Genomic DNA, 23836 nt, shown 5'->3' with positions numbered 1-23836 from the left:
GTTATTTAGCTTAATCTTGCTAAAATACTATTTAATGTTTCACTTGGACGCATTGCTTTTTCTGTTAATTCAAAACTTGGATGATAATAACCTCCAATTTTTTGTTCTTTACCTTGAGCATCAATTAATTCTGCATCAATTTTAGCTTCGTTAGCAGTCATTGCTTCTGCAATTGGAGCGAAAACTGCTTTCAATTCAGCATCCTTGCTTTGGTTTGCTAACGCTTGTGCCCAATAATAAGCTAAATAAAAATGAGAACCTCTATTGTCAATTCCACCTACTTTTCTTGCAGGCGATTTGTCTTCTGCTAAGAATTTAGCGTTTGCTTCGTCTAAAGTATCTGCTAGAACTTGTGCTTTTGCGTTGTTTTGTGTTTGTGCTAAATGCTCTAAGGAAGCTTGTAGCGCTAAGAATTCACCTAATGAATCCCAACGTAAATAGCCTTCTTCAATAAATTGTTCTACGTGTTTTGGAGCTGATCCACCAGCACCCGTTTCAAACAATCCACCGCCGTTCATTAATGGAACGATAGATAACATTTTAGCTGAAGTTCCTAATTCTAAAATTGGGAATAAGTCGGTTAAATAATCACGTAATACGTTTCCAGAAACTGAAATCACGTCTTTTCCTTGACGGATGATTCGTAATGTTTCTTTCATCGCATCTTTTACATCCATAATGCGAATGTCTAGGCCTGTTGTATTGTGATCTTTTAAGTATTTTTCAACTTTTTTGATGATTTCTCTATCGTGTGCTCTGTCTTTATCTAACCAGAAAATAGCTGGAGTATCAGATAATCTTACTCTGTTAACCGCTAATTTTACCCAATCTTGAATAGGAGCATCTTTCGTTTGACACATTCTGAAAATGTCACCCGCTTCTACTTTTTGAGATAATAAAACGTTTCCATTTTCATCTTCCACGTTTACAACTCCATTTTCTTTTAATTGGAATGTTTTATCGTGCGAGCCATATTCTTCTGCTTTTTGAGCCATTAATCCAACATTTGGAACAGAACCAATAGTTTTAGGATCTAAAGCACCATTTTGTTTCATTTCTTCAATACAAGCCGCATAGAAACCAGCATAAGAACGGTCTGGAATAATAGCAATTGTGTCTTCTTCTTTTCCTTCAGCATTCCACATTTTTCCACCACTTCTTGCTAAAGCAGCCATAGAAGCATCCACAATTACGTCAGAAGAAACGTGGAAATTAGTAATTCCTTTTTCTGAATTTACCATTGCCACACGAGGACCATTTGCTAAAGCATCAGCAATGGCTTGTTTGATTTCCGCTTCTTGAGGAATTCCAGCAATTTTGTTGTATAAATCTTGTAATCCGTTATTTGGATTTATATCTAATGATTTGAATAAATCAGCATATTTCGTATAAACATCTGCAAAGAAAGTTTCAACGATAGCTCCAAAAATAATTGGATCCGAAACTTTCATCATAGTTGCTTTTAAATGCGCAGAAAGCATCACATTTTTCGCTTTAGCATCCGCAATGGTAGCTGCTGCAAATTGTTTTAAAGCATTCAGGTTCATTACAGAACTGTCAATTACTTCACCAGCTTTTAGGTTAGCGAAATCTTTTAAAACAGTAGTTGCTCCATTATCTGAATTGAAAACGATTCTGAATTTTCCATCTTTTTCAACTGTAGTAGAAGTTTCAGTTCCGTAGAAATCACCTGAATTCATATGTGCAACTTCTGTTTTACTATCTGATTCCCAAGCTCCCATTCTGTGTGGATTTGCTTTTGCGTAGTTTTTAACCGCTTTTGGAGCTCTTCTGTCTGAATTTCCTTCACGTAATACTGGGTTTACAGCAGAACCTAGAACCTTAGCATATTTTGCTTTGATTTCTTTTTCCGTATCGTTTTGTGGCTCTTCTGGATAGTTAGGAATATTAAAACCTTGAGATTGTAATTCAGCAATTGCTTCTTTTAATTGAATTACAGAAGCTGAGATGTTTGGTAACTTAATAATATTAGCTTCTGGAGTATTCGCTAATTGACCTAATTCGGTAAGTGCGTCACCAACTTTTTGGTCTTCTTTTAAGAATTCTGGGAAGTTTGCTAAAATTCTTCCTGCCAAAGAAATATCTCTAGTTTCAATAGCGATATTTGCAGGTTTGGTAAATGCTTTTACAATTGGTAAAAACGAATGCGTTGCCAACATTGGCGCCTCATCCGTAATGGTATACATTATTTTTGATTGGTTGGACATGAATGTTATGTGTTTGTTTTGAATATAATTTGTAAAATCTGCCAAATATAGGAAATTTGAAAGAAATAATTCATGATAAATGCTTAAATCTTGAATAAAATTCAATAAAAAAAGCCACAACAATGTTGCGGCTTTTTATACTTGAGAAAGTACAAATTAGTTTTTGTATCTTCTTTCTTTGATTTTTGCTTTTTTACCTGTAAGATCTCTAAAGTAGAAGATACGAGCTCTACGTACTTTACCTCTTTGGTTAACTTCAATTTTTTGTAAAGCTGGCATGTTTACAGGGAAGATACGCTCAACACCTACAGCACCAGACATTTTACGAATTGTAAAAGTTTCAGTAGCTCCAGCTCCTCTTCTTTGAATTACAACTCCTTTGAAGAACTGAGTTCTAGTTTTTTCACCCTCTTTAATTTCGTAGTACACAGTGATAGTATCACCCGCACCAAATTCAGGGAAATCTTTCTTTGCAATTAATTCGTTATTTACGAAATCAACTAAATTTGACATAGTTTTAATTATAAAAGTTTGATTCAAAGCAACATACACGTCTATCGCCAGAGGTTGGTTTAAAGTGGGTGCAAAATTAAGTTTTTTTATTTAAAATCCAAAACTTTTCTACTCTTTTTAATGATAAAGCACTTTGTTTCGGAAGGAATTTAAAAATGTATCGATAAAAGTAGTTATTAAGAGGTCAATTTCTGATGACGTTTTTAATTCAAAAGGATTTATTTCAGGATGTTTTTTTAAGAATTCTGGATCTACAACACTATATCCCATTTTCCATTCAGAGAAATTGCGTTTTTTTACAGATTCATTTGCAACTACAATAATATTTCGATGTCGATTGTCATTTACAATTTTTTTATAGGTGATTTCAACCGCTTCTTTTTCACCTTCTAGGATTTGCATAAAATTACCATCAGAATAAAGAAGTAAACCTGTTATTCCGTTTTTTTGATTGTTATTTCTTGAAACTTTTAATAAATCATTAATTTCCTCGTCGGAAAATATTTTAATTCCTGAACTTAAATAAATGATACGATGCATTTTTTATAAATTAGCACAATAAATTTACAAAAAAGTTAAAACAAAAAAGCTAATCTTCTAATAAATCTGGTCTTCTTTTTTTTGTGTGTTCGTATGCCATTTCTTCTCGCCATTTCTCAATTTTTCCAAAATTACCGCTTAATAATACTTCTGGAACTTTTAATCCTTTGTATTCAGCCGGACGAGTGTAGATAGGTGGAGATAGTAAATTGTCTTGAAAACTATCAGTTAAAGCAGAAGTCTCATCGCTTAAAACTCCTGGAATTAAACGAATAATTGCATCGCAAAAAACAATAGCGCCAATTTCACCACCACTTAATACATAATCACCAATTGAAATTTCGCGAGTAATGTGCATATCGCGAACTCGTTGGTCAACCCCTTTATAATGTCCGCACAAAATCATAATGTTTTCGTACATTGAAATGGAATTTGCCATTTTTTGATTCAGCGTTTCGCCATCAGGTGTCATGTAGATGATTTCGTCGTAGGTTCTTTCGCTTTTTAGTTTCGAAATACAATCGTCAATAGGTTGCACCATCATTACCATACCAGCACCACCACCAAACTGATAATCGTCTACACTTCGTTGTTTATTCGTAGTGTAATCTCTTAAATTGTGAAAATGGACTTCAACCAATCCTTTCTGAATGGCACGTTTCATGATGGAAGCCTCAAAAGGACTTCGCATTAATTCGGGTAAAACGGTAATAATATCAATTCGCATGGTGCAAAGATAGTAGATTATTTTTTAGTTGCTGAAAGCGAATACACCATTGGAATTTTGTTTTCTAGATGCTTGATTCGGAACTTATTCTGTTCAAATTCTTCGGTATTATTGAAGCAATTATAAGGTGAGTAATCGAATTCGTTAAAACAATTAATTTCTAATCCGTGTGAAATCAAAGCATTTAAAACTTCCGAAATAGGATGGTTCCAAGTAATAGTTTGTGCAGTAATTTCAGAATATCGATCGGCATAAGTTCCAGATTCGTCTTCAATTATTGGCTCTGTATTGAAATAGTTATAGAAAACTTCTTTGAAATTATTATCAAACATCCAAACTACAGGATGAAATTCAGCAAAGACAAATTTCCCATCAGGTTTTAAGAAATGCGAAATTATTTTTGCCCATTTGTCCAAATCAGGAAACCAGCCAATCGTACCATAACTGGTGAAAACAATATCGAATTTTTCGTCCAAATGATTCGGTAAGTCATAAATATCACAACAAATGAAAGTTGCATCTAAATTTAATTTTTGGTTGATTTCTATAGCTTTTTCAATGGCTTTGTCTGATAAATCGATACCAGTTGCTTTGGCGCCCATTCTCGAAAAAGTCATAGTATCTTGACCAAAATGACATTGTAAATGCAAAACTTTTTTTCCAGAAACATCGCCAAGTAAATCCAATTCAATCGAATTCAATGTTGATTTTCCTTTCAAAAAACCATCCATATCATAAAAATCGGAGTTCACGTGAACCTCTACTTTGTTGTTCCAAGTTTGTTTGTTGATGTTTAGGTAATCATTCGCTTCCATTGTAATCGATATTTGTTTATCAAATCTACCATTAATTTTGTAATTTTGCACTTTCAAATTTAAAAACAAAAGCATGGAAAACGGTATATACGCTAAATTCAATACTTCAAAAGGTACTATTTTAGTAAAATTAACGCACGATTTAACACCAGGAACGGTTGGAAATTTCGTAGGATTAGCAGAAGGACAATTAGAAAATTCAGCTCGTCCCATGGGAAAACCATATTACGACGGATTAAAATTTCACCGAGTAATTCCTGATTTTATGATACAAGGTGGTTGTCCTCAAGGACAAGGAACTGGTGGTCCTGGGTACAATTTTGATGATGAGTTTCATCCAACTTTACGTCACGATGGACCTGGAGTTTTATCAATGGCTAATGCTGGACCTGGAACTAATGGTTCTCAATTCTTTATCACTCATGTTGAAACGGCTTGGTTAGATGGAAAACACACGGTTTTTGGTCACGTTGTGGAAGGACAAGATGTCGTAGATGCTATTGCACAAGGCGATACTATTAATTCATTAGAAATTGTAAGAGTAGGTGAAGAAGCTGAAAAATGGAATGCAATTGAAGCATTTAGAACATTTGAAGGTTCAAGAGAGAAAAGAATTGCTGAGCAAAAAAGATTGGCAGAAGAAGCGTTAGAAAAATTAGCTGCTGGTTTTCAAAAAACAGAAAGCGGTTTGCGTTACCAAATCATCCAAAAAGGAAGTGGTAAACAAGCTGAAAAAGGTAAAAAAGTATCGGTTCACTATCAAGGTGCTTTAGAAAACGGGCAAGTTTTTGATTCTTCCTACAAAAGAAAACAACCAATAGACTTCACTTTAGGTATTGGTCAGGTAATCGAAGGTTGGGACGAAGGTATCGCTTTATTAAAAGTAGGTGACAAAGCACGTTTTGTGATTCCTTCATACTTAGGATACGGTTCTAGAGGTGCTGGAGGAGTAATTCCGCCAGATGCAACTTTAGTATTTGATGTAGAATTAATGGATGTGAAATAAAGTTTGAAGTACGACATAAAAAGTACGAAATTATAGAAATCCCGGAACCTAGTTTCGGGATTTTTTCTTTGGTATCATTTTTGTATTTTTACATCCAATTCCAATCTATGAAAACCAAATTATCTTTTTTCTTTCTATTATTCTCTTTGTTCTCATTCGGGCAAGTGCCGCATTGTGGGTTTGATTTTACTTCGTATTTGGTTGTAAAAGCCCATGAAGAAGGAAAAACAGATAATATTCCCGATTTAAAAATCACGTTGGTTAACGAAAAAGGAGAAGAAGTCATCAACGAGAATAATAAATACAGTTGGAAATACGGTAATCAAGCTTTGGTTTTTACTCGAAATCATTTAATAAGCAAACCAAACGAACCCGAAAAATGGTTTTTTCCCTATTCAGGTGATACGTATTTACTTTCGGTGACCAACACGTTTCCTGCAGAAGAATTCTATATTAAAATTCAAGATGCAAAAGGAAAATACAAAGAGCAATTAGTCCAATTGCAAGCTTTTAATATGTATATTTTATGTTCAAGTGAAAACGAACGTCAAGCAAGATCTTTCGGACCAAGAACAAATAATCCAATTGAAGTGATTTTAGTTAGAAAGTAGTTTTTTCTGACCACTGAATACTTTTCTACTTCCACTTAATATTACACCCAATGCTAGGTTTCTGCTCAGCATTAATTAATCTATTGGTAACCACACCATCAATAGCACTTCGTAAATCGGAACCACTTAATGGAATACCGTTGGCTGGTCGACTGTCGTCTAATTGTCCGCGGTAAACTAGTTTGTTTTGATTGTCAAAAAGATAAAAATCAGGCGTACAAGCCGCATCGTAAGCTTTGGCTACTTCTTGAGTTTCGTCATATAAATATGGGAATTCAAATCCGTTTTCAAAGGCAAATTCGGTCATTAATTCGGTGGCATCTTGAGGATATTTTACAATATCATTACTTGAAATCGCCACAAATCCAATGCCTTGCACACGATAATCATTCACCACACGAATTACTTCTTCCATCACATGATGCACAAACGGACAATGATTGCAAATAAACATCACTACTGTTCCTTTTTCACCTTTACAATCAGCAAAAGTTTTAAAATCAGTAGCATTAGTATCTTTCAAATTGAAATCTGGAGCAATAGTGCCTAGTGGTAACATGTTAGAAGGAGTTTGAGCCATTTGAAATTAGAATTTAGAATTTTGAATATGCTTAATTGTTTTTTGGAACACAGATGACACAGATTTGAGAAATTTAAACAGATTTTTTTAATTTTTTAATTTCTTCAATCCGTGTTCCTAAATAAATTTTTTAAAATTGTACTCGGTAATTATACGTACCAAATCTTTTATTGTTACAAAATGCGTCAATACTTTTTTTTGGAATTGCATTTTCTTACTTTTGCATAACAACACAACATACTATGTACAAAATCTTCATTCGTCCGTTACTTTTCTGTTTTGATCCAGAAAAAGTGCATTATTTTACTTTTTCATTGATTCGTTTTCTGAATAAAATTCCAGGTTTTTCAAGTTTGTTTCAAGCGCTTTATGAAGTTAAAGATGTTCGTTTAGAAAGAGAAGTTTTCGGAATTAAATTCAAAAATCCGGTTGGATTAGCGGCAGGATTTGATAAAGATGCAAAGTTATATCAAGAGTTGTCAAATTTTGGTTTCGGATTTATTGAAATTGGAACATTAACTCCTTTAGGACAAGAAGGGAATCCAAAAAAACGTTTGTTTCGTTTAAAAGAAGACAATGCCATTATAAACCGAATGGGTTTTAATAATGGTGGTGTAAAAGAAGCGGTAGAACGCTTGAAAAAGAATAAAGGCGTTTTAATTGGTGGAAACATTGGAAAAAATAAAGTCACACCAAACGAAGAAGCAGTAAAGGATTACGAAATCTGTTTTGAAGCTTTGTTTCCGTATGTTGATTATTTTGTAGTGAATGTGAGTTCGCCAAACACGCCAAATCTTCGCGAATTGCAAGATAAAAAACCTTTGACCGAGTTGTTGCAAACGCTTCAAGATAAGAACAACTCAAAACCAAAACAAAAACCAATTTTACTAAAAATCGCTCCCGATTTAACCGATGAGCAACTTTTAGACATCATTGATATCGTAAACGAAACTAAAATTGCAGGTGTAATTGCTACAAATACAACAATTTCTCGCGAAGGTTTACAATCGGAAAACAAATCGGAAATGGGTGGTTTATCTGGTAAACCATTAACGAAACGCTCTACTGAAGTGATTCATTTTCTTTCAGAAAAAAGCAATAAAGCGTTTCCAATCATAGGAGTAGGAGGTATTCACACAGCGGAAGATGCGATTGAAAAACTGAATGCTGGTGCAAGTTTAGTACAATTGTACACAGGATTTATTTACGAAGGTCCGGCTTTAGTGAAAGCGATTAACAAAAAGATTTTAGAAAATAGCTAGTTGTACTAGTAAACCAATTAATAAAGCAATTCCGAAACTTAATAAAGTTCCGATGAGCACATATTCGGTGAGTTTTCGGTCTTTTGCGGCTTTCAAATCGCCAAATCTAAAAATGGATTTTGCTGCCAATAAAAATCCGATAGCTTCAAAATGATTTGTCAAAATGAAGCAAAAAATGAATAATCGTTCTAAAATTCCTATGTAATTTCCAGCGTTTTCTAGCGAATTGTCTTTTGTCTTTTTTTCTGGTGTCCAAATAGATATAATATTTCGAATGATTATTGATGTAGGTTTGGTTAATAAAACAATACCAGTTAGGATAATCCAGAAATTATTTCCAAAAAAGTTAAGATCTAGTGGGATTTTGGTGTAAAAAAAGGTGATTGCAAATAAGGTTATTACATGTAAAAATTGATCTAAAAGAAACCAAAATCTTTTAGTTTTTTTAGTTTGAAATTGTAATTTGATATAGTCTATTATGCCGTGAAAAATGGCTAAAAGAAGTGCATACCACAAAAAATCTTTCTCAAATACGATTGCAAAAGCTAAAACCCCGTGAAGAAGTATATGGTAATACAAGTAAATACTTTTGTGCTTTTTCTTTTCTTTATTTACCACCCAAGCGGTAGGTTGCAATAAAAAATCGCCAATTAAATGTGCTAAAAGTAGTTTTACGAGTACAATCATACTTCAAGAGTTTTAATTTTTTTTCTAAAATAATTTTCAACTTGCATTAATAAGTCAAAATTAGAGCGCTTTTGTCTTCTGCTCACTGCCGCCTGATTAATACCGAGTTTTACACCTATTTCTTCTTGCGAAAGAGTAGGGTTTTGAATGGCAATTAAAACAAATTCAGCTGATTGTTGTAGCCAATTGTCCATGAAGGATAAACTTAATTTTAGCATTAGATTTAATTCTTCGTCAAAAGCTTCGTTTCCTGAATTTAAAGCTAAATTTACTTTTTGTTTTTTTAAGGTTTCAAATGTTTCTCCTGAGCGAACAAAGGCTGTTCCGTTACTTTCTGTTATTTTTCTGGTTTTGTAAGTTTTATCTCCAAATCCCAAACTCATTCGTACATCTAAATTGATAGATTTAAAAAAGGCTTTGATTTGAAATGCAATTAATAATGCATCTTCTGGATTTTTAATTTCCATTTGAAGTTCATCACCACGGTAAATTTCCCAATCATTTGGAGATTTTCCAAAAGTTAGTAATAAAGCTTTAAAATCATTAATCCATTTTTTGGAAGAAAGCTTTCTTGAATTGATTATATCTGCTGTAAGTATCACAATCATATTTCAAATGTACTAATTTTTTTTTACAAATCTAAATTTATTACCAAAAAACGTAATATTTGTTATTATTACCAAAAAACGTAATATTTTTAATTATTACCAAAATGTGTAATATTATGTTTTTAAAGAATGTAAAAAAACGATTTCATAAAATAGAATACTTTATTATCTTTGAAGCTATGAACGAAATCAAAATTATCGAGTGTCCGCGCGATGCCATGCAAGGCATTAAACCGTTTATTCCTACCGAAAGAAAGGTGAAATACATTCAATCGTTATTGCGTGTAGGTTTTGATACTATTGATTTTGGAAGTTTTGTTTCGCCAAAAGCTATTCCGCAAATGCAAGATACAGTTGAGGTATTAGCGCAATTAGATTTGTCGGCAACGAATAGCAAATTATTAGCGATTATCGCCAATACACAAGGCGCTCAGAATGCTTCTGTTCACAAAGAAATCCAATATTTAGGTTTCCCTTTTTCGATTTCCGAGAACTTTCAAATGCGAAATACGCACAAAACGATTGCTGAGAGTTTGGTAACTTTGCAAGAGATTTTAGAAATTGCTGATAAATCAAATAAAGAAGTCGTTACATACATATCAATGGGATTTGGAAATCCGTATGGCGATCCATGGAATGTTGAAATTGTAGGCGAATGGACAGAAAAATTAGCGAATATGGGAGTGAAAATCCTATCACTTTCGGATACTGTTGGAAGTTCGACTCCTGAAGTTATTGATTACTTGTTTTCTAATTTGATTCCGAAATATCCAAATATCGAATTTGGTGCGCATTTACATACTACGCCAGACAAATGGTTTGAAAAAATTGATGCGGCTTACAATGCAGGTTGTCGTCGTTATGATGGCGCGATTCAAGGTTTTGGTGGTTGTCCGATGGCAAAAGATGATTTAACGGGTAATATGCCAACAGAGAAACTATTGTCGTATTTCACTACGAAAAGAGAAAATACCAATACAAGCCCAATGAGTTTTGAAAGTGCTTATAACGAAGCAACTAAATTATTTGGAGAGTTTCATTAATCCTTTTTTTTTCGTTTAAACGTTTTGTAAATTTCTACCCAAAGTACAGAAATACTTCCCACTAAAACACAGATTCCTAATTGGGAACCGCTAACCATTTCAAACAAGAAGAAGTCTGAAAATGCAGGAATAAACAGAAGTAATCCTGTCAGTAAAATGGTGATTCCGATGATCAATCCCACCAAGTTATTTTTGTATTGAATCGTTTTAAAAATTGAATAATAAAACGAACGATTGGCTAATGTTAATACAATGTTAGAAGTAATTAAAGTTAAAAATATCAACGTTCTAGTTCCATTTTCCGACATTTGCGCTCCAATCGCATATTGATAAATAAATAACAATCCCAATGTAATTACTAATCCTTGAATGATGCTAATGAGTACTTCTTTTAGCTTAAAGAAAGTTGTGCTTAGTGGTCTTGGTTTTTGTAGCATTAAATTGTCTTCCATAGGTTCATTTTCATAAATAATGGAGCAAGTTGGTCCCATAATAATTTCTAAGAAAATAATATGAACGGGTGTGAAAATATTTGGATACATCCAACCTAAAGCTAATGGAATAAACACAATTAAAATAATGGGAATATGAATCGAAATAATGTATTGAATCGCTTTTTTTAGGTTGATGTAGATTTTTCTACCCATAGCAATCGCATCGATCATTCTTTCGAAATTATCGTCAACTAGAATTAAATTCGCAGCTTGTTTCGCAATTTCCGTTCCTTTTTTGCCCATAGCAATTCCGATGTGTGCTGATTTTAAAGCAGGCCCATCATTTACACCATCACCAGTCATCGCAACGATTTGGTTGTTTGCTTTCAAGGCTTGAATAATTTTAAGCTTAGCTTCTGGAAACATTCGGGTGAAAATAGTAGTTTCCATTACTTTTTCTTTTAAAGTAGCTTCGTCCATTGCCATTAATTCGTCTCCATTCAATACTTTATCTGCGTTTTTAAAACCAACTTGTTTTGCAATGGTAGAAGTAGTTTCAGCATTATCTCCAGTAACAATTTTTACTTGAATTCCGGCTTTGTAAAACGTTTCAAAAACTGCTTGAATATTGTGTTTTGGAGGATCGTAAAATGCTACTAATCCTTTAAAATGAAACTTTAGCTCTTGTTGGGTTGCTGGATAATTTGTTCCTGAAAAGTCAGAAGCACCAACGCCCAAAACTCTAAATCCTTTTTGCATCATGGCTTTCATCGCTACTAAAATCTGATTTTTTTCAGCTTCACTTAAATGACTAACCGCTATTAATGCTTCAGGCGCTCCTTTTGCAGCAATGATTTTTTTACCTGAGTTATTCTCAAAAACGTGTGTCATCATGGGTGGTTTTCCACTTAATGGATATTCATGAACCAACTTGAAATAAGGTCGTTCGTCTTCGCTTTCCAACTTAGAATAGGCTTCATGAATCGCAATTTCCATAGCATCAAACGGAATAGGTTCGCTCGACCACATGGCGTAATTCAATACTTCTTCTGCTTCGGGATTTAGTTTTTGTTTTGTGTCAACAATCGAATTGGATTTAAAAAGATACAATTCAGCTAAACTCATTCGGTTTTCAGTAATGGTGCCTGTTTTGTCGGTGCAGATTACAGTGGCGCTACCTAAGGTTTCTACTGTTTTGGTTTGTTTGGTAATAATTCCCATTTTCATCAAACGCCAAGCACCTAACGCCATAAATGTTGTAAATGCAACTGGAATTTCTTCTGGAATAACGCTCATAGCCAAGGTTAAAGCCTTTAATAAACTATCTAGAACTAATTTGGAGTTATAGTAATTAATCGCCCAAACAATCACAAATATAACTAAACCGATGATTGACATTTTGGTAACGAAATTCCCTATTTGAATTTGCAATGGTGTTTTTTCTTCTTCAATGGTATTTAAACTCGAACCAATTTTTCCTAATTGTGTTTTATTTCCAATAGCAGTTACTTCGCAAATTGCAAGGCCTGAAGCTACAATCGTGCCTTGAAAAACTTGTTTGTCTTCGGATTCATTGGATTTGAAAACGGATAAAGATTCACCTGTTAAAATAGATTCATTGACCGAAAAATCGTTGGAAGAAAGAATAATTCCATCAGCAGGAATGAAAGCGCCTTCTTCAAGCTGGACACAATCACCAATTACAATTTCTTCTGTTGGAATTTCGATTATGCAACCATTTCGAATGACTTTACATTTGGGTTGGGTTAACTTTTTTAAAGCTTCAATTGCATTACGACTTCTAGATTCTTGAAAAACCGAAATAGCCATTACAAAAACAATGGCAAAAGCCATGAAAATGCCATCGCCGTAATCACCAGTTAAGAAATAAATACTCGTAGCGGTAAATAATAAAAGAAACATGGGCTCTTTTATAATCTCCAAAATAGAATTTAAAAAGTGGTTTTTTTTCTGATGTTCAACAGAGTTGGTTCCGAATTTTTTTGCGGATTCTAAAACTTCTAAATTTGTTAGGCCTGTAATAATTTTTTTAGAATCACTCATTGCAAAAATGAAAAATTAATATGCAAGTTACATAATTTATTCTTAAAAGAAATAGATTATTTGGCTAAGTTTTACTATATTTGCACGCAATTTAACAACAACTACAAATTGCACCATGAAAGCACACACAACTAAAATCGTTGGCGAAGGTCTTACTTATGACGATGTTTTGCTTATTCCAAATTATTCCGAAATTTTACCACGCGAAGTAAATATTCAATCGAAATTTTCGAGAAATATTACGTTGAATGTTCCTATCGTTTCCGCAGCAATGGATACGGTTACCGAAAGTTCTATGGCAATTGCTATGGCACAAGAAGGAGGGATTGGCGTGTTACACAAAAACATGACGATTGAACAACAAGCAGCGAAAGTAAAGAAAGTAAAACGTGCTGAAAGCGGTATGATTATAGATCCGGTAACGTTGCCTTTAACAGCTACAGTTGGTGATGCTAAAATGGCGATGAAAGAATTTAGTATTGGCGGAATTCCAGTAGTAGATGAAAACGGAATTTTAAAAGGTATTGTTACTAACAGAGATTTACGTTTCGAAAAAGTAAATTCACGTTCGATTTTAGAAGTAATGACTTCTGAAAATTTAGTAACGGCTGCTCAAGGAACTACTTTGCAAGAAGCAGAAGGAATTTTACAAGAAAACAAAATTGAAAAATTACCAGTAGTTGACAACAATAACAAATTAGTTGGTTTAATTACTTTTAGAGATATTACTAAACTTACCCAAAAACCAATCGCTAATAAAGATAAATTTGGTCGTTTACGAGTTGCTGCAGCTTTAGGAGTAACCGCTGATGCAGTAGATAGAGCAACGGCTTTAGTAAATGCTGGAGTTGATGCAGTAATTATCGATACTGCACATGGACATACAAAAGGTGTGGTGGATGTGTTAAAAGCAGTAAAAGCAAAATTCCCTGATTTAGATGTAGTTGTGGGTAATATTGCTACTCCAGAAGCAGCTTTATATTTAGCTCAAAACGGAGCTGATGCAGTAAAAGTTGGAATTGGTCCAGGTTCAATTTGTACAACGCGAGTTGTGGCAGGTGTTGGATTTCCACAATTTTCAGCTGTTTTAGAAGTAGCTGCTGCATTAAGAGGTTCTGGTGTTCCAGTTATTGCAGATGGTGGAATTCGTTACACAGGAGATATTCCAAAAGCAATTGCAGCAGGAGCTGATTGTGTGATGTTAGGTTCGTTATTAGCAGGAACAAAAGAATCACCAGGAGAAACGATTATTTTTGAAGGAAGAAAATTCAAGTCGTACCGTGGAATGGGCTCTGTTGAGGCAATGCAAGAAGGTTCGAAAGACCGTTATTTCCAAGATGTAGAAGATGATGTGAAGAAATTAGTTCCAGAAGGAATTGTAGGTCGTGTACCTTATAAAGGAGAATTAAACGAAAGCATGCAACAATTTATAGGTGGTTTAAGAGCCGGAATGGGTTATTGTGGTGCAAAAGATATTCCAACCTTACAAGAAAACGGACGTTTCATTAGAATTACAGCAAGTGGAATTGGCGAAAGTCATCCACACAATGTAACGATTACGAAAGAAGCACCGAATTATTCTAGATAATTTAGTGTTTTATAAATACAAACCTGACAGGTTTCAAAAACCTGTCAGGTTTTTTTGTGTTTAATTACTTAGCTCCAAACAATTGTACTGCATAAATTTTCTTGTTTTCCCAATCGATGCTAAAACCGATTTCAGTGTAAAAATATTGATGGTCTAAAATATTTTTTAAATGATTGGGTGATTTCTTCCACAGATTGAACATTTTTAAGGCTAAAGCGTCTAGGTCAGTTTCTGAATAAATTTGATCTTTAATTCCTGTGAACAATAAGTTTTCGCCCACTAAAACAAACGAATTTCCACCATAAAAGTAAACACGATCTCTTGGACTTTGTTTTTTTACATTCGTTTGTTCGTGAGATAAAGTTTGAATTTTTGCGATGTATTTGGCATGGTCGTCTGCAGCTTTTTTCAAATTAGAATCCAAACCAAGTACTTTTCTGTCGCTATTAGTACGTTCTTTGTTTACTAATTGATACACTTTTGTTTTTAGTTTTTCTAAATCAATTTTGTTTTGATTTTGACTGAAACTTAAAAGGGAAATGACAAATAAGAATAGGGTGAAATGGGTTTTCATTTTGTTATTTTTAAATATTTATAAAACTCAAAAATGGATTAAATAGTATTTTACCCCTTCAAAAACTCATTAATTTTTTTCTTATTTCCAGCGATCCATATAATGTCATCAGATTCTAAAATCCAATTTGATTCAGGGTTTAGAATACGTTTTCCGTTGCGTTCGATACCTACGATGATGCCGTGTGTTTTTTCTCTAATTTGCGATTCTCGGATGCTTTTTCCGATGCAAACACGGTTTTTAAGTTCTAATTGTTGTAAGATGATGTCTTCTTTTTCTGTTGCTTCTGGAGCATCTATTTCGTGTTTATCTAGGTAATTCTTAAATAATTTTACTTGTTCGTCCGTACCAATTACGTTGATTTCGTCACCAGGAAATAAGCGTTCGGTTCTAATAGGAATATTAATCGTTACATCTCCACGTTTAATGGCTGCTATGTTGATTCCAAATTGCTCTCTGATTTTTAATTCCTCTAATGTTTTCCCAGCTAAATTAGATTCCTTTGCAATTTCAAAATCCGCCATGTGTCCATCCCAAGGAGAAAGAACATTTTGGCGTTTATTAGCTTGTTTTGTAATTTCTCTATCGTTGAAATTTCTCAAGAAATGACCTTCAATTTTGTTGTAAAATGCGTGTAAACGTTTTGGAAATAAAATATAAGTGATAATACCAAAAACTAAAGCAACGATGGCGATTACGGGTGAGAAAAACTCATTTAAAACAAATCCCATGTAAAAAAGAGAAAGTGCAATTCTAAAGAAGACTAAGACAATAATCGGACCTTGATATTTTCTCACTTGCATTAATTCTTGTACTTGTTCCACTGCTACTCTTCGCAAGGATAAAGCCCATAAAAAAGGTGAGAGCATTACAACCGTTATTAGCGCTGCAATTGCATTGCCAAAACGAGAAGCTGCAACCAAAGGCAAAATATATTTTGATGAAAGTAAAATAATAGCCACAATAATAATAGAGTGAATAATTATTTGAGTCATGTAAGCACGAAGTACAATTTGCCAATTGCTAACTGATTTAATCGCTTCGGTATTAGCACTGTAGCGTTCAATTTTTTTAACCCAACGTCGAGGAAGTTTTTTTTCTAAAAACAATGAAAAAGGGGTTGAAAATTTCACCATAAAAGGTGTTGTAAAGGTGGTGATGGCTGAAACTGCAACTACTATTGGATATAAAAAATCGCTCGTTACATTTAACGTCATTCCTAAAGTAGCGATGATAAATGAAAATTCTCCAATTTGCGATAAACTCATTCCAGTTTGTATGGATTGTTTTAACGGTTGTCCGGAAAGTAAAGCTCCAATGGTTGAAGAAAGTGATTGTCCTAAAATAACAACCAATGTTAAGACAGCAACTGGAAACCCATATTTCATCAACATTTCTGGATCAATCAACATTCCGACTGATACAAAGAAAACGGCTCCGAATAAATCTTTTACGGGTTTTACCAAATGTTCAATGTGTTCAGCTTGCGTGGTTTCGGCTATTATCGAACCCATTATAAAAGCTCCAAGAGCAGGAGAGAAGCCTACATTTGCTGCAAATAATACCATCGATAAACACAATGCTAACGAAACAATTAGCAACATTTCATCCGTTAAAAGGTGTTTCGCTTTCTTTAGGAAGGTTGGTATAAAGAAAATTCCGGCTACAAACCAAATGGTTAAAAAGAAAATTAATTTTAAAACCGATTGAAATAATTCAGTTCCTGAAAATTGCTGACTTACAGCAACTGTAGACAGTAAAACCATCATTAATATGGCTAAAATGTCTTGTACGATTAAAGCTCCAATTACATTTCCTGCAAATTTTTGAGATTTAACACCCAATTCATCAAAAGTTTTTAAGATAATAGTTGTGGAGGAAATGGATAAAATTACACCTAAAAACAGACTATTCATTTTTCCCCAATCCATCATTTGTCCTACGAAATAACCCAAAGCTACCATAGTAATAATTTGAGTTAGAGCTGTTATAGAAGCTGTTCCGCCCACTTTCATTAGTTTTTTAAAACTAAATTCGAGCCCCAAACTGAATAAGAGGAAAATAACTCCAATTTCTGCCCAAACTTTTACACTATTCATGTCTTTTACGGTAGGAAAGAAATCAAATTCACTGCCCGCTAAAAATCCAGCTACTAAATAACCCAACACAAGTGGTTGTTTTAGCAATCTAAAAATTAGTACAGCAATGGCAGCAGTGACTAGAATCAGCCCTAAATCGCTAATTAAATCAGGAATATGTAATGTTGTAGCAGAGAGAAATATTGGCATATATTGTGTTTTTCACTAAAATAGTAAAAACAGCTAGTATATCAAAATTTCTAATTAAAATGAAAGTGATTTTATTGTTTTTTTAACGTTGTTAACTCTTGAAAGGTGTAAAACTTCATGTGATTTGTTGTAACATATTGACAAATTGTTTCTAAAGTTTTCATTTCTACTTCGTAAGTTCCAGTTGACTTTTGTACCGGTTTATGTGCGTAAAAAATCACTATTTTATTATTTTTTCTAGCATATGCTAAAACTTCCTTAAGGTAATCTAATGTAAAATGTTTGTAATTTCCATCAATACCTATTCCTTTTTGATGAAAAGTACCATTGTAAAAATTACTGTTTTCTTCAATGTTTGGTTTACCAACGCTTGTGGAACGTATGATTTTAAAATGTTTTTTCAACTCAAAATCCAAAGATTGATTGTTAGCTCCAAAAGGGTAAGCAAAACTAGTAATAGGTAACCCTTCATTTTTTAGAGTGGATAACAAAGGAGTAATCTCTAATGCAATATATTTACTAATTTCATTTGTTTTGGTAAATTCTTTTGCATTTAAATGATTGTAACCATGTCCAGCAATTTCGTGACCGTTTTTCTTTAATTTTCTGAGGTTGTCATAATCTACTTTCTTTAGTAAAGGTAAATTACTGACAAAAAATGTGGCTTTCCATTTGTAGGTTGCCAATTGGGTATCTGCATTGCACCATTCATTAATGTAATAATCATCAAAAGTAATAACTACTCCTGGTTGATAAGGTTTGCTAATTATTTGATTAGGTGCACAAGAATAAAAGAAAAAACCTATCAGTAAACTGATAAAAATGAGTTTTATACTGATAGGTTTTGGCATATTTTAAATAGGAATTAAATCCCCAAATAATTACTTGGTGTAATTTGCATTAATTCCGCTCTCACTTCTTCAGAAACGTTTAATGTTCCGATGAAATTATGAATTGCTTCTTTGTTAATTACAGTATTCGTTCTAGTTAAATCTTTCAAAGCTTCGTACGGATTTGGATAACCTTCACGGCGTAAAATGGTTTGAATTGCTTCTGCAACTACCGCCCAGTTTTTCTCTAAATCTTCTGCGAATTTTTCTTCGTTCAACAACAATTTGTTTAAGCCTTTCAAAGTTGCTTCAAAAGCGATTAACGTGTGTCCCATTGGTACACCAATATTACGTAAAACCGTACTATCCGTTAAATCACGTTGTAATCTTGAAACGGGTAATTTTGCTGAAAGATGTTCGAAAATTGCATTGGCAATCCCTAAATTTCCTTCCGAATTTTCAAAATCGATTGGGTTTACTTTATGTGGCATGGCAGAAGAACCAATTTCCCCTGCTTTGATTTTTTGTTTGAAATAATCCATTGAAACATAGGTCCAAATGTCTCTGTCTAAATCGATTAAAATCGTATTAATGCGTTTTAAAGCATCAAAAAAGGCTGCAAAATGGTCGTAATGTTCAATTTGTGTCGTTGGGAATGAATGGTGTAACCCTAAACTGTTTTCTACGAAATCAGTACCAAATTTTTTCCAATCGGTATTTGGATACGCTACTTTGTGTGCGTTGTAATTTCCGGTAGCACCACCAAATTTAGCTGCAAAAGGAACGTTGAATAACAAACGCATTTGCTCTTCTAAACGTTCTACGAAAACTAAAATTTCTTTTCCTAAACGAGTAGGAGAAGCTGGTTGTCCGTGTGTTCTGGCTAACATTGGAACGTCTTTCCATTCTATTGCTAATTCTTTCAATTTTGCAATTACGCTTACTAAACTTGGTAAATATACATTTTCAAATGCTTCTTTAGTAGAAAGCGGAATTGCCGTATTGTTGATATCTTGAGAAGTCAATCCAAAATGGATAAACTCTTTAAATTCTTGTAATCCTAAATTATCAAATTTAGATTTGATGAAGTATTCCACCGCTTTTACATCGTGATTCGTTGTTTTTTCGGTTTCTTTAATCCAAAGGGCATCTTCGGTAGAAAAGTTTTTGTAAATCGCTCTTAAAGAATCGTAAATCGATTTGTCAATTTTGGCTAATTGAGGTACATCAGCTTCGCGCAAAGCAATAAAATATTCAATCTCTACCAAAACGCGGTATTTAATTAAGGCTTCTTCAGAAAAATAAGGAGATAATGAAATAGTTTTGCTTCTGTAACGACCATCAATTGGCGAAATAGCATTTAATTCTGTTAATTGCATTTTGTTGTGTGTTGTTTAAAGAAGTGCAAATATAATAAGAAGTTAGAAGTTAGAAGTTAGAAGTCAGAAGTTTTTTGGATAGAATTTACTAATTCCTCTTTCACAATTTTCATTCCTTCAACTGCGGTTAATGGCAAGACTTTCAATTCATTTGGTAAATCGTAAATTGTGGCTGGATTGGGATCTATGTAGTACACAGGAACATTTTGGTCTACATAATTCATCAAACCAGCTGCAGGATATACTTGTAATGAAGTTCCGATGATGATTAAAATATCAGCAGTTTCTACAATGTCAATAGCATGTTCAATCATAGGAACATCTTCACCAAACCAAACAATATGAGGTCGTAATTGGTTGCCTTCCAAATCAAAATCACCTAAATTTAAATCGTGTTTCCAATCGATTACAAAATCTTCGTTTGAAATGCTTCGCACTTTTAATAATTCGCCATGGAGATGAATAACTTTGTTACTTCCTGCTCTTTCGTGCAAATCATCAACATTTTGCGTTATAATGTGAATATCGAAATGTTCTTCTAATTCGGCTAATATTTCGTGTGCTTTGTTAGGTTTTACAGTTAAAAGTTGAGCCCTTCTTTTATTATAAAAGTCTAAAACTAAGTCGGGATTTTTTTTCCACCCAATGGGAGAAGCTACTTCCATAATGTCATGACCTTCCCATAAGCCATCAGCATCACGGAATGTTTTAATACCGCTTTCAGCACTGATTCCGGCGCCTGTTAATACTACAATTTTTTTCATTTTCTTTTCTTTTGCAATTTTTATAAAAAGTAAAATGCGTCCATAAAGACGCATTTTGATTATACTTTTCCTAAAGTGTAAAGCTGTTCTAATGTTGGACTAGCGCTACCACCAGCCGGTTCTAAAGTAATCCCGAACGCTTGTGGTGATTCGGCATTTTCTACTTTTATAACCTTGGTTGAACTTGTCGCATACGAGTCAAGTAAACCAATGCTTGTTGGTGTTAAAACAGGCTCTAACTGCAACGACCATACTTGATAAACCATTCCTTTTGGCGGTTCTGGTAATCCAGATGCGTCAATGTAAACCGTTTTTGTAGTTTTGTTGTAATAGGCTTTAGCAAAAGCTTCGGGAGCTACTTGTTGTCCAGCTAGAGTTATAGCAATATTGCTTGTATCTCTTAAAATAGCTAAAACTTCTTCTGATTCTTTCTTCTTCAATTCTAAATCAACAATTGACTCTTGTAATAAGTTTTTCTCGGTCGAAACATTATTCAAGGTTTCATTTGTTTGGTTTAATTTATAAAATTGGAGTCCGAAACCAACTACTAAAACAGCAGCAGCAACCCAACCTGTGTATTGTGCCCAATTTGTTTTAGGTTTCATTTCGATTACTTTGTTTCTTCCTAATAATTCAGCTCGTATTTTCTCAAAATTAGTTGCTGATAGGTGAGGAGCTACACTGTATGATAAATTAATTACCGCGTTTTCGATAGCTTTTATTTCTTCTTTTACTTCAGGATATTGCGCAGCCATTTGGTTAACTTCCGCAATTTCTTCTTCGGAAAGTTTTCCAAAAACATACAGTTCTAAAATTCCTGATTCGATATATTCTCTACTATTCATTGATCATCAATCTTAATTCATTCATACAATTTCTATTCTGAGTTTTTACGGTTCCTAAAGGAATTTCTAACTCTTCAGATGCTTCTTGCTGTGTGTAGCCTTTAAAAAACAATAAATCGATAAGTTGGATACACTTAGGTTTCAGTTTTTTGATGAATTCTCTAATTCCTATCGCATCTATTTTATTGATTGTCTTCGCATTGTCATCTAACAGATGTACGAAATTATCGGCTGATAAGTTTTTTTGGCTATTGTTAAAGTTTTTAGAACGTAATTTATCAATAGAAGAATTACGAGCAATGTTTAACATCCAAGTGTACAATCTACCTTTTGAAGTATTGTAAGTATCAATATTTTTCCAAATTTTAACAAATACTTCTTGAAGTACATCTTCGGCTTCTTCTTTGTCTTTGATTAAATTGAAAATAATTCCATACAAGCTTTTGGCATAGTTGTCATAAAGCAGGGTAAAAGATCTATCGTCTTTTTTGAGTAATAAGGGTAAAAGTTCTTCTTGAGTCATGCAGTTTTCTTTTTTTTGTCTAAAATAATAAAAAAAGTAGTATTATTTTTGCCTTATGGAGAAATTTAATCAAGAGTTGTTAACATATTTAGAAGGTTTTCTTACCGAAAATAGAAAAGAAGGCTTTTTACGTGTTTTAAAGAATAGAACAAAACATTTTACTATTGCAATGGAAGATGTATATCAATTACACAACACTAGTGCTGTTATGCGTAGCTGTGAAGTTTTTGGTGTACAAGAATTGAATGTAATTGAACAGAAATTTGGAAAAAGAATCGATTCAGAAATTGCAATGGGTGCACAAAAATGGGTGGATGTTAATCGATTTAACACCGTTCAAAGTTGTATTGATGCTAAGCGAGCACAAGGATATCAAATCATAGCCACAACACCTCATAATGATTCTTGTATGTTGCATGAGTTTGATATTTCAAAACCTTCTGCAATCTTTTTTGGAACTGAAAAAAACGGACTATCAGAAGAAGTAATTAACCAAGCGGATGGATTTATTAAAATTCCGATGGTAGGTTATACCGAAAGTTTGAATATTTCTGTTTCAGCTGCTATTATTATTCAAGATGTAACCACTCGGTTACGACAATCAAATATCGATTGGCACTTAACAGAAGATGAAATTTTAGAAAAACGGTTAGATTGGACTAGAAAGTCGATAAAAGATATTGATTTTATCGAAAAAAAGTTTTATGAAATGATTTCGAAGGAATAAATTATAATTCTTCATTAGCTTCTTTTAAAGAATATTTCAAGATAAAATATCCTATTACTCCTGCAATTAAAGAAGATATTAGAATTATAAATTTAGAATTTGCAATTGTAGCTTTATCTTCAAAAGCTAAAAGTGTTATAAATATCGACATTGTAAAACCAATTCCAGCTAAGAAACCAACTCCAAGAATTGATTTCCAGTTGATTTCATTAGGAAGGCTGCATAATTTTAATTTAACCGCTATAAATAAAGTAGCAAATATACCAACAGGTTTTCCAATAATAAGTCCTAATGCGATACCAAGGCTGTAATTTTGTGAAATAACGGTACTAAAATCAGAATTAATTACAATTGCAGTGTTAGCTAATGCAAAAATGGGCATAATAATGAATGCTACGGGTTTATGCAAGAAATGTTGTAATAGGTAAGATGTCGATTTTTTACTTCCATCACCAAAAGGAATAGCAAATGCTAATAAAACACCAGTAATAGTAGCATGAACACCAGAGTGAAGCATGAAATACCACATCACAATTCCTCCAACCAAATAAGGAATTAAATTGTTTACTTTTAATCTATTTAACACTAATAGTAAAACAAAGATTCCTAGAGCTATTAATAAATTAGACCACAATAAAGTTTTGGTGTAAAATACGGCAATGATAATAATTGCACCTAAGTCATCAATAACAGCTAAGGCTGTTAAAAATACTTTTAAAGAGGTAGGTACACGATTTCCTAATAATGATAAAATACCCAGAGCAAATGCAATATCTGTTGCAGTAGGAATTCCTGATCCGGCTTGAGTAATTGTTCCTAAATTAAATAGCAGATAAATAGCGGCAGGAAAAACCATTCCTCCAAAAGCACTGAAAATAGGAGGTAATGCATCTTTAACATGCGACAATTCTCCTTTATAAATTTCTCTTTCTAATTCTAATCCTATTAATAGAAAGAAAACAGTCATTAACCCATCGTTAATCCAATGTTCAAAGCTAAGTCCACCAATTTTTGTTTCCCAAGAATGAATATAAAAATCACCAAAACTAGAATTGGCAAAAAACAAAGAGATGAGTGTAAAAGTTATAAGTACTAATCCTCCCGACTTTTTACTATTGAAAAAATCCTTATATAATTGAGTTGCTTTCATTCTATTAATATTACACGTTGTTTAATAAACAACTGAATTATCAAATAGTG

General features: G+C 33.3%; 23 protein-coding genes. 6 read left to right on the top strand and 17 right to left on the bottom strand.

Annotated elements, in window-relative coordinates; all coding sequences use genetic code 11:
- Window positions 1–5: 5 nt before the first annotated feature.
- The 5 genes from V7P59_RS07835 to V7P59_RS07815 form a co-directional block, all read right to left on the bottom strand.
- The gene (locus tag V7P59_RS07835) at window positions 6–2228 is read right to left on the bottom strand and encodes an NADP-dependent isocitrate dehydrogenase (RefSeq protein WP_333809607.1); all 2223 of its coding nucleotides are present in this window, start codon (window positions 2226–2228) and stop codon (window positions 6–8) included.
- 156 nt (window positions 2229–2384) lie between these two features.
- On the bottom strand, window positions 2385–2741 hold the full coding sequence (gene rplS / locus V7P59_RS07830; protein ID WP_333809606.1) for a 50S ribosomal protein L19: 357 nt from the start codon (window positions 2739–2741) through the stop codon (window positions 2385–2387).
- 117 nt (window positions 2742–2858) lie between these two features.
- Entirely contained in the window at window positions 2859–3281 is a 423-nt protein-coding gene (locus V7P59_RS07825; protein WP_333809605.1) for a BLUF domain-containing protein, read from the bottom strand.
- 49 nt (window positions 3282–3330) lie between these two features.
- Entirely contained in the window at window positions 3331–4008 is a 678-nt protein-coding gene (gene trmD, locus V7P59_RS07820) for a tRNA (guanosine(37)-N1)-methyltransferase TrmD (protein WP_333809604.1), read from the bottom strand.
- Between the two features lie 17 nt (window positions 4009–4025).
- On the bottom strand, window positions 4026–4823 hold the full coding sequence (locus tag V7P59_RS07815) for a class I SAM-dependent methyltransferase (RefSeq protein WP_333809644.1): 798 nt from the start codon (window positions 4821–4823) through the stop codon (window positions 4026–4028).
- Window positions 4824–4896: 73 nt separating this feature from the next.
- On the opposite strand from V7P59_RS07815, the gene V7P59_RS07810 reads away from it, so the two are divergent.
- Both V7P59_RS07810 and V7P59_RS07805 read left to right on the top strand, forming a co-directional pair.
- Entirely contained in the window at window positions 4897–5829 is a 933-nt protein-coding gene (locus V7P59_RS07810; RefSeq protein WP_333809603.1) for a peptidylprolyl isomerase, read from the top strand.
- Between the two features lie 107 nt (window positions 5830–5936).
- Window positions 5937–6440, top strand: a complete 504-nt coding sequence (locus V7P59_RS07805; protein WP_333809601.1) for a hypothetical protein — start codon at window positions 5937–5939, stop codon at window positions 6438–6440.
- A 25-nt stretch (window positions 6441–6465) separates the two neighbouring features.
- Here the strand turns inward: V7P59_RS07805 and V7P59_RS07800 are convergent, their stop codons facing one another.
- A complete protein-coding gene (locus V7P59_RS07800) occupies window positions 6466–7020 on the bottom strand; it encodes a thioredoxin family protein (protein WP_333809600.1) in 555 nt (184 codons plus the stop codon).
- A gap of 242 nt (window positions 7021–7262) precedes the next feature.
- Between V7P59_RS07800 and V7P59_RS07795 the strand changes: the two genes are divergently transcribed.
- Window positions 7263–8282 carry a quinone-dependent dihydroorotate dehydrogenase gene (locus V7P59_RS07795; RefSeq protein WP_333809599.1) on the top strand — a complete coding sequence of 340 codons (1020 nt, stop codon included), beginning with the start codon at window positions 7263–7265 and terminating at the stop codon, window positions 8280–8282.
- On the opposite strand, the gene V7P59_RS07790 is transcribed toward V7P59_RS07795, so the two are convergent.
- Window positions 8268–8969, bottom strand: coding sequence for a DUF3307 domain-containing protein (locus tag V7P59_RS07790; RefSeq protein WP_333809598.1), 702 nt, complete (start codon window positions 8967–8969; stop codon window positions 8268–8270). The genes V7P59_RS07795 and V7P59_RS07790 overlap by 15 nt on opposite strands.
- The gene (locus V7P59_RS07785; protein WP_333809597.1) at window positions 8966–9577 is read right to left on the bottom strand and encodes a hypothetical protein; all 612 of its coding nucleotides are present in this window, start codon (window positions 9575–9577) and stop codon (window positions 8966–8968) included. Before V7P59_RS07785 ends, V7P59_RS07790 begins: the two co-directional genes overlap by 4 nt.
- Window positions 9578–9756: 179 nt before the next feature.
- On the opposite strand from V7P59_RS07785, the gene V7P59_RS07780 reads away from it, so the two are divergent.
- On the top strand, window positions 9757–10620 hold the full coding sequence (locus V7P59_RS07780) for a hydroxymethylglutaryl-CoA lyase (protein WP_250583040.1): 864 nt from the start codon (window positions 9757–9759) through the stop codon (window positions 10618–10620).
- Here V7P59_RS07780 and V7P59_RS07775 read toward each other — a convergent pair.
- On the bottom strand, window positions 10617–13118 hold the full coding sequence (locus V7P59_RS07775) for a cation-translocating P-type ATPase (RefSeq protein ID WP_333809596.1): 2502 nt from the start codon (window positions 13116–13118) through the stop codon (window positions 10617–10619). The two genes, V7P59_RS07780 and V7P59_RS07775, sit on opposite strands and share 4 nt — an antisense overlap.
- Window positions 13119–13233: 115 nt before the next feature.
- Here V7P59_RS07775 and guaB point away from each other — a divergent pair, with 115 nt between their 5' ends.
- Complete coding sequence (gene guaB / locus V7P59_RS07770; RefSeq protein ID WP_333809595.1) at window positions 13234–14706, top strand: IMP dehydrogenase; 1473 nt, start codon at window positions 13234–13236, stop codon at window positions 14704–14706.
- Between the two features lie 64 nt (window positions 14707–14770).
- On the opposite strand, the gene V7P59_RS07765 is transcribed toward guaB, so the two are convergent.
- From V7P59_RS07765 to V7P59_RS07735, 7 genes are all read right to left on the bottom strand, one after another.
- On the bottom strand, window positions 14771–15280 hold the full coding sequence (locus V7P59_RS07765) for a CAP domain-containing protein (protein ID WP_333809594.1): 510 nt from the start codon (window positions 15278–15280) through the stop codon (window positions 14771–14773).
- Window positions 15281–15330: 50 nt separating this feature from the next.
- Window positions 15331–17568, bottom strand: a complete 2238-nt coding sequence (locus V7P59_RS07760) for a cation:proton antiporter domain-containing protein (protein WP_333809593.1) — start codon at window positions 17566–17568, stop codon at window positions 15331–15333.
- A 71-nt stretch (window positions 17569–17639) separates the two neighbouring features.
- Window positions 17640–18419 (bottom strand): polysaccharide deacetylase family protein, encoded by a 780-nt coding sequence (locus tag V7P59_RS07755; protein WP_333809592.1) that lies wholly within the window; start codon window positions 18417–18419, stop codon window positions 17640–17642.
- Window positions 18420–18433: 14 nt separating this feature from the next.
- Window positions 18434–19777, bottom strand: coding sequence for an adenylosuccinate lyase (gene purB / locus V7P59_RS07750; RefSeq protein WP_333809591.1), 1344 nt, complete (start codon window positions 19775–19777; stop codon window positions 18434–18436).
- A 56-nt stretch (window positions 19778–19833) separates the two neighbouring features.
- Entirely contained in the window at window positions 19834–20541 is a 708-nt protein-coding gene (locus V7P59_RS07745; RefSeq protein WP_333809590.1) for an SIR2 family NAD-dependent protein deacylase, read from the bottom strand.
- A 59-nt stretch (window positions 20542–20600) separates the two neighbouring features.
- Complete coding sequence (locus tag V7P59_RS07740; RefSeq protein ID WP_333809589.1) at window positions 20601–21386, bottom strand: anti-sigma factor; 786 nt, start codon at window positions 21384–21386, stop codon at window positions 20601–20603.
- Window positions 21379–21909 (bottom strand): RNA polymerase sigma factor, encoded by a 531-nt coding sequence (locus tag V7P59_RS07735; RefSeq protein ID WP_333809588.1) that lies wholly within the window; start codon window positions 21907–21909, stop codon window positions 21379–21381. Before V7P59_RS07735 ends, V7P59_RS07740 begins: the two co-directional genes overlap by 8 nt.
- Before the next feature lie 55 nt (window positions 21910–21964).
- On the opposite strand from V7P59_RS07735, the gene V7P59_RS07730 reads away from it, so the two are divergent.
- On the top strand, window positions 21965–22636 hold the full coding sequence (locus V7P59_RS07730; RefSeq protein WP_333809587.1) for a TrmH family RNA methyltransferase: 672 nt from the start codon (window positions 21965–21967) through the stop codon (window positions 22634–22636).
- Between the two features lies 1 nt (window position 22637).
- On the opposite strand, the gene nhaA is transcribed toward V7P59_RS07730, so the two are convergent.
- A complete protein-coding gene (gene nhaA / locus V7P59_RS07725) occupies window positions 22638–23786 on the bottom strand; it encodes a Na+/H+ antiporter NhaA (RefSeq protein ID WP_333809586.1) in 1149 nt (382 codons plus the stop codon).
- Window positions 23787–23836: the final 50 nt, after the last annotated feature.

It is taken from the genome of Flavobacterium sp. (assembly GCF_036782315.1).
Lineage (GTDB): Bacteria > Bacteroidota > Bacteroidia > Flavobacteriales > Flavobacteriaceae > Flavobacterium.
The sequence above is the reverse complement of the archived record's forward strand: the minus strand, read 5'-3'. Positions and strand labels throughout refer to the sequence as shown.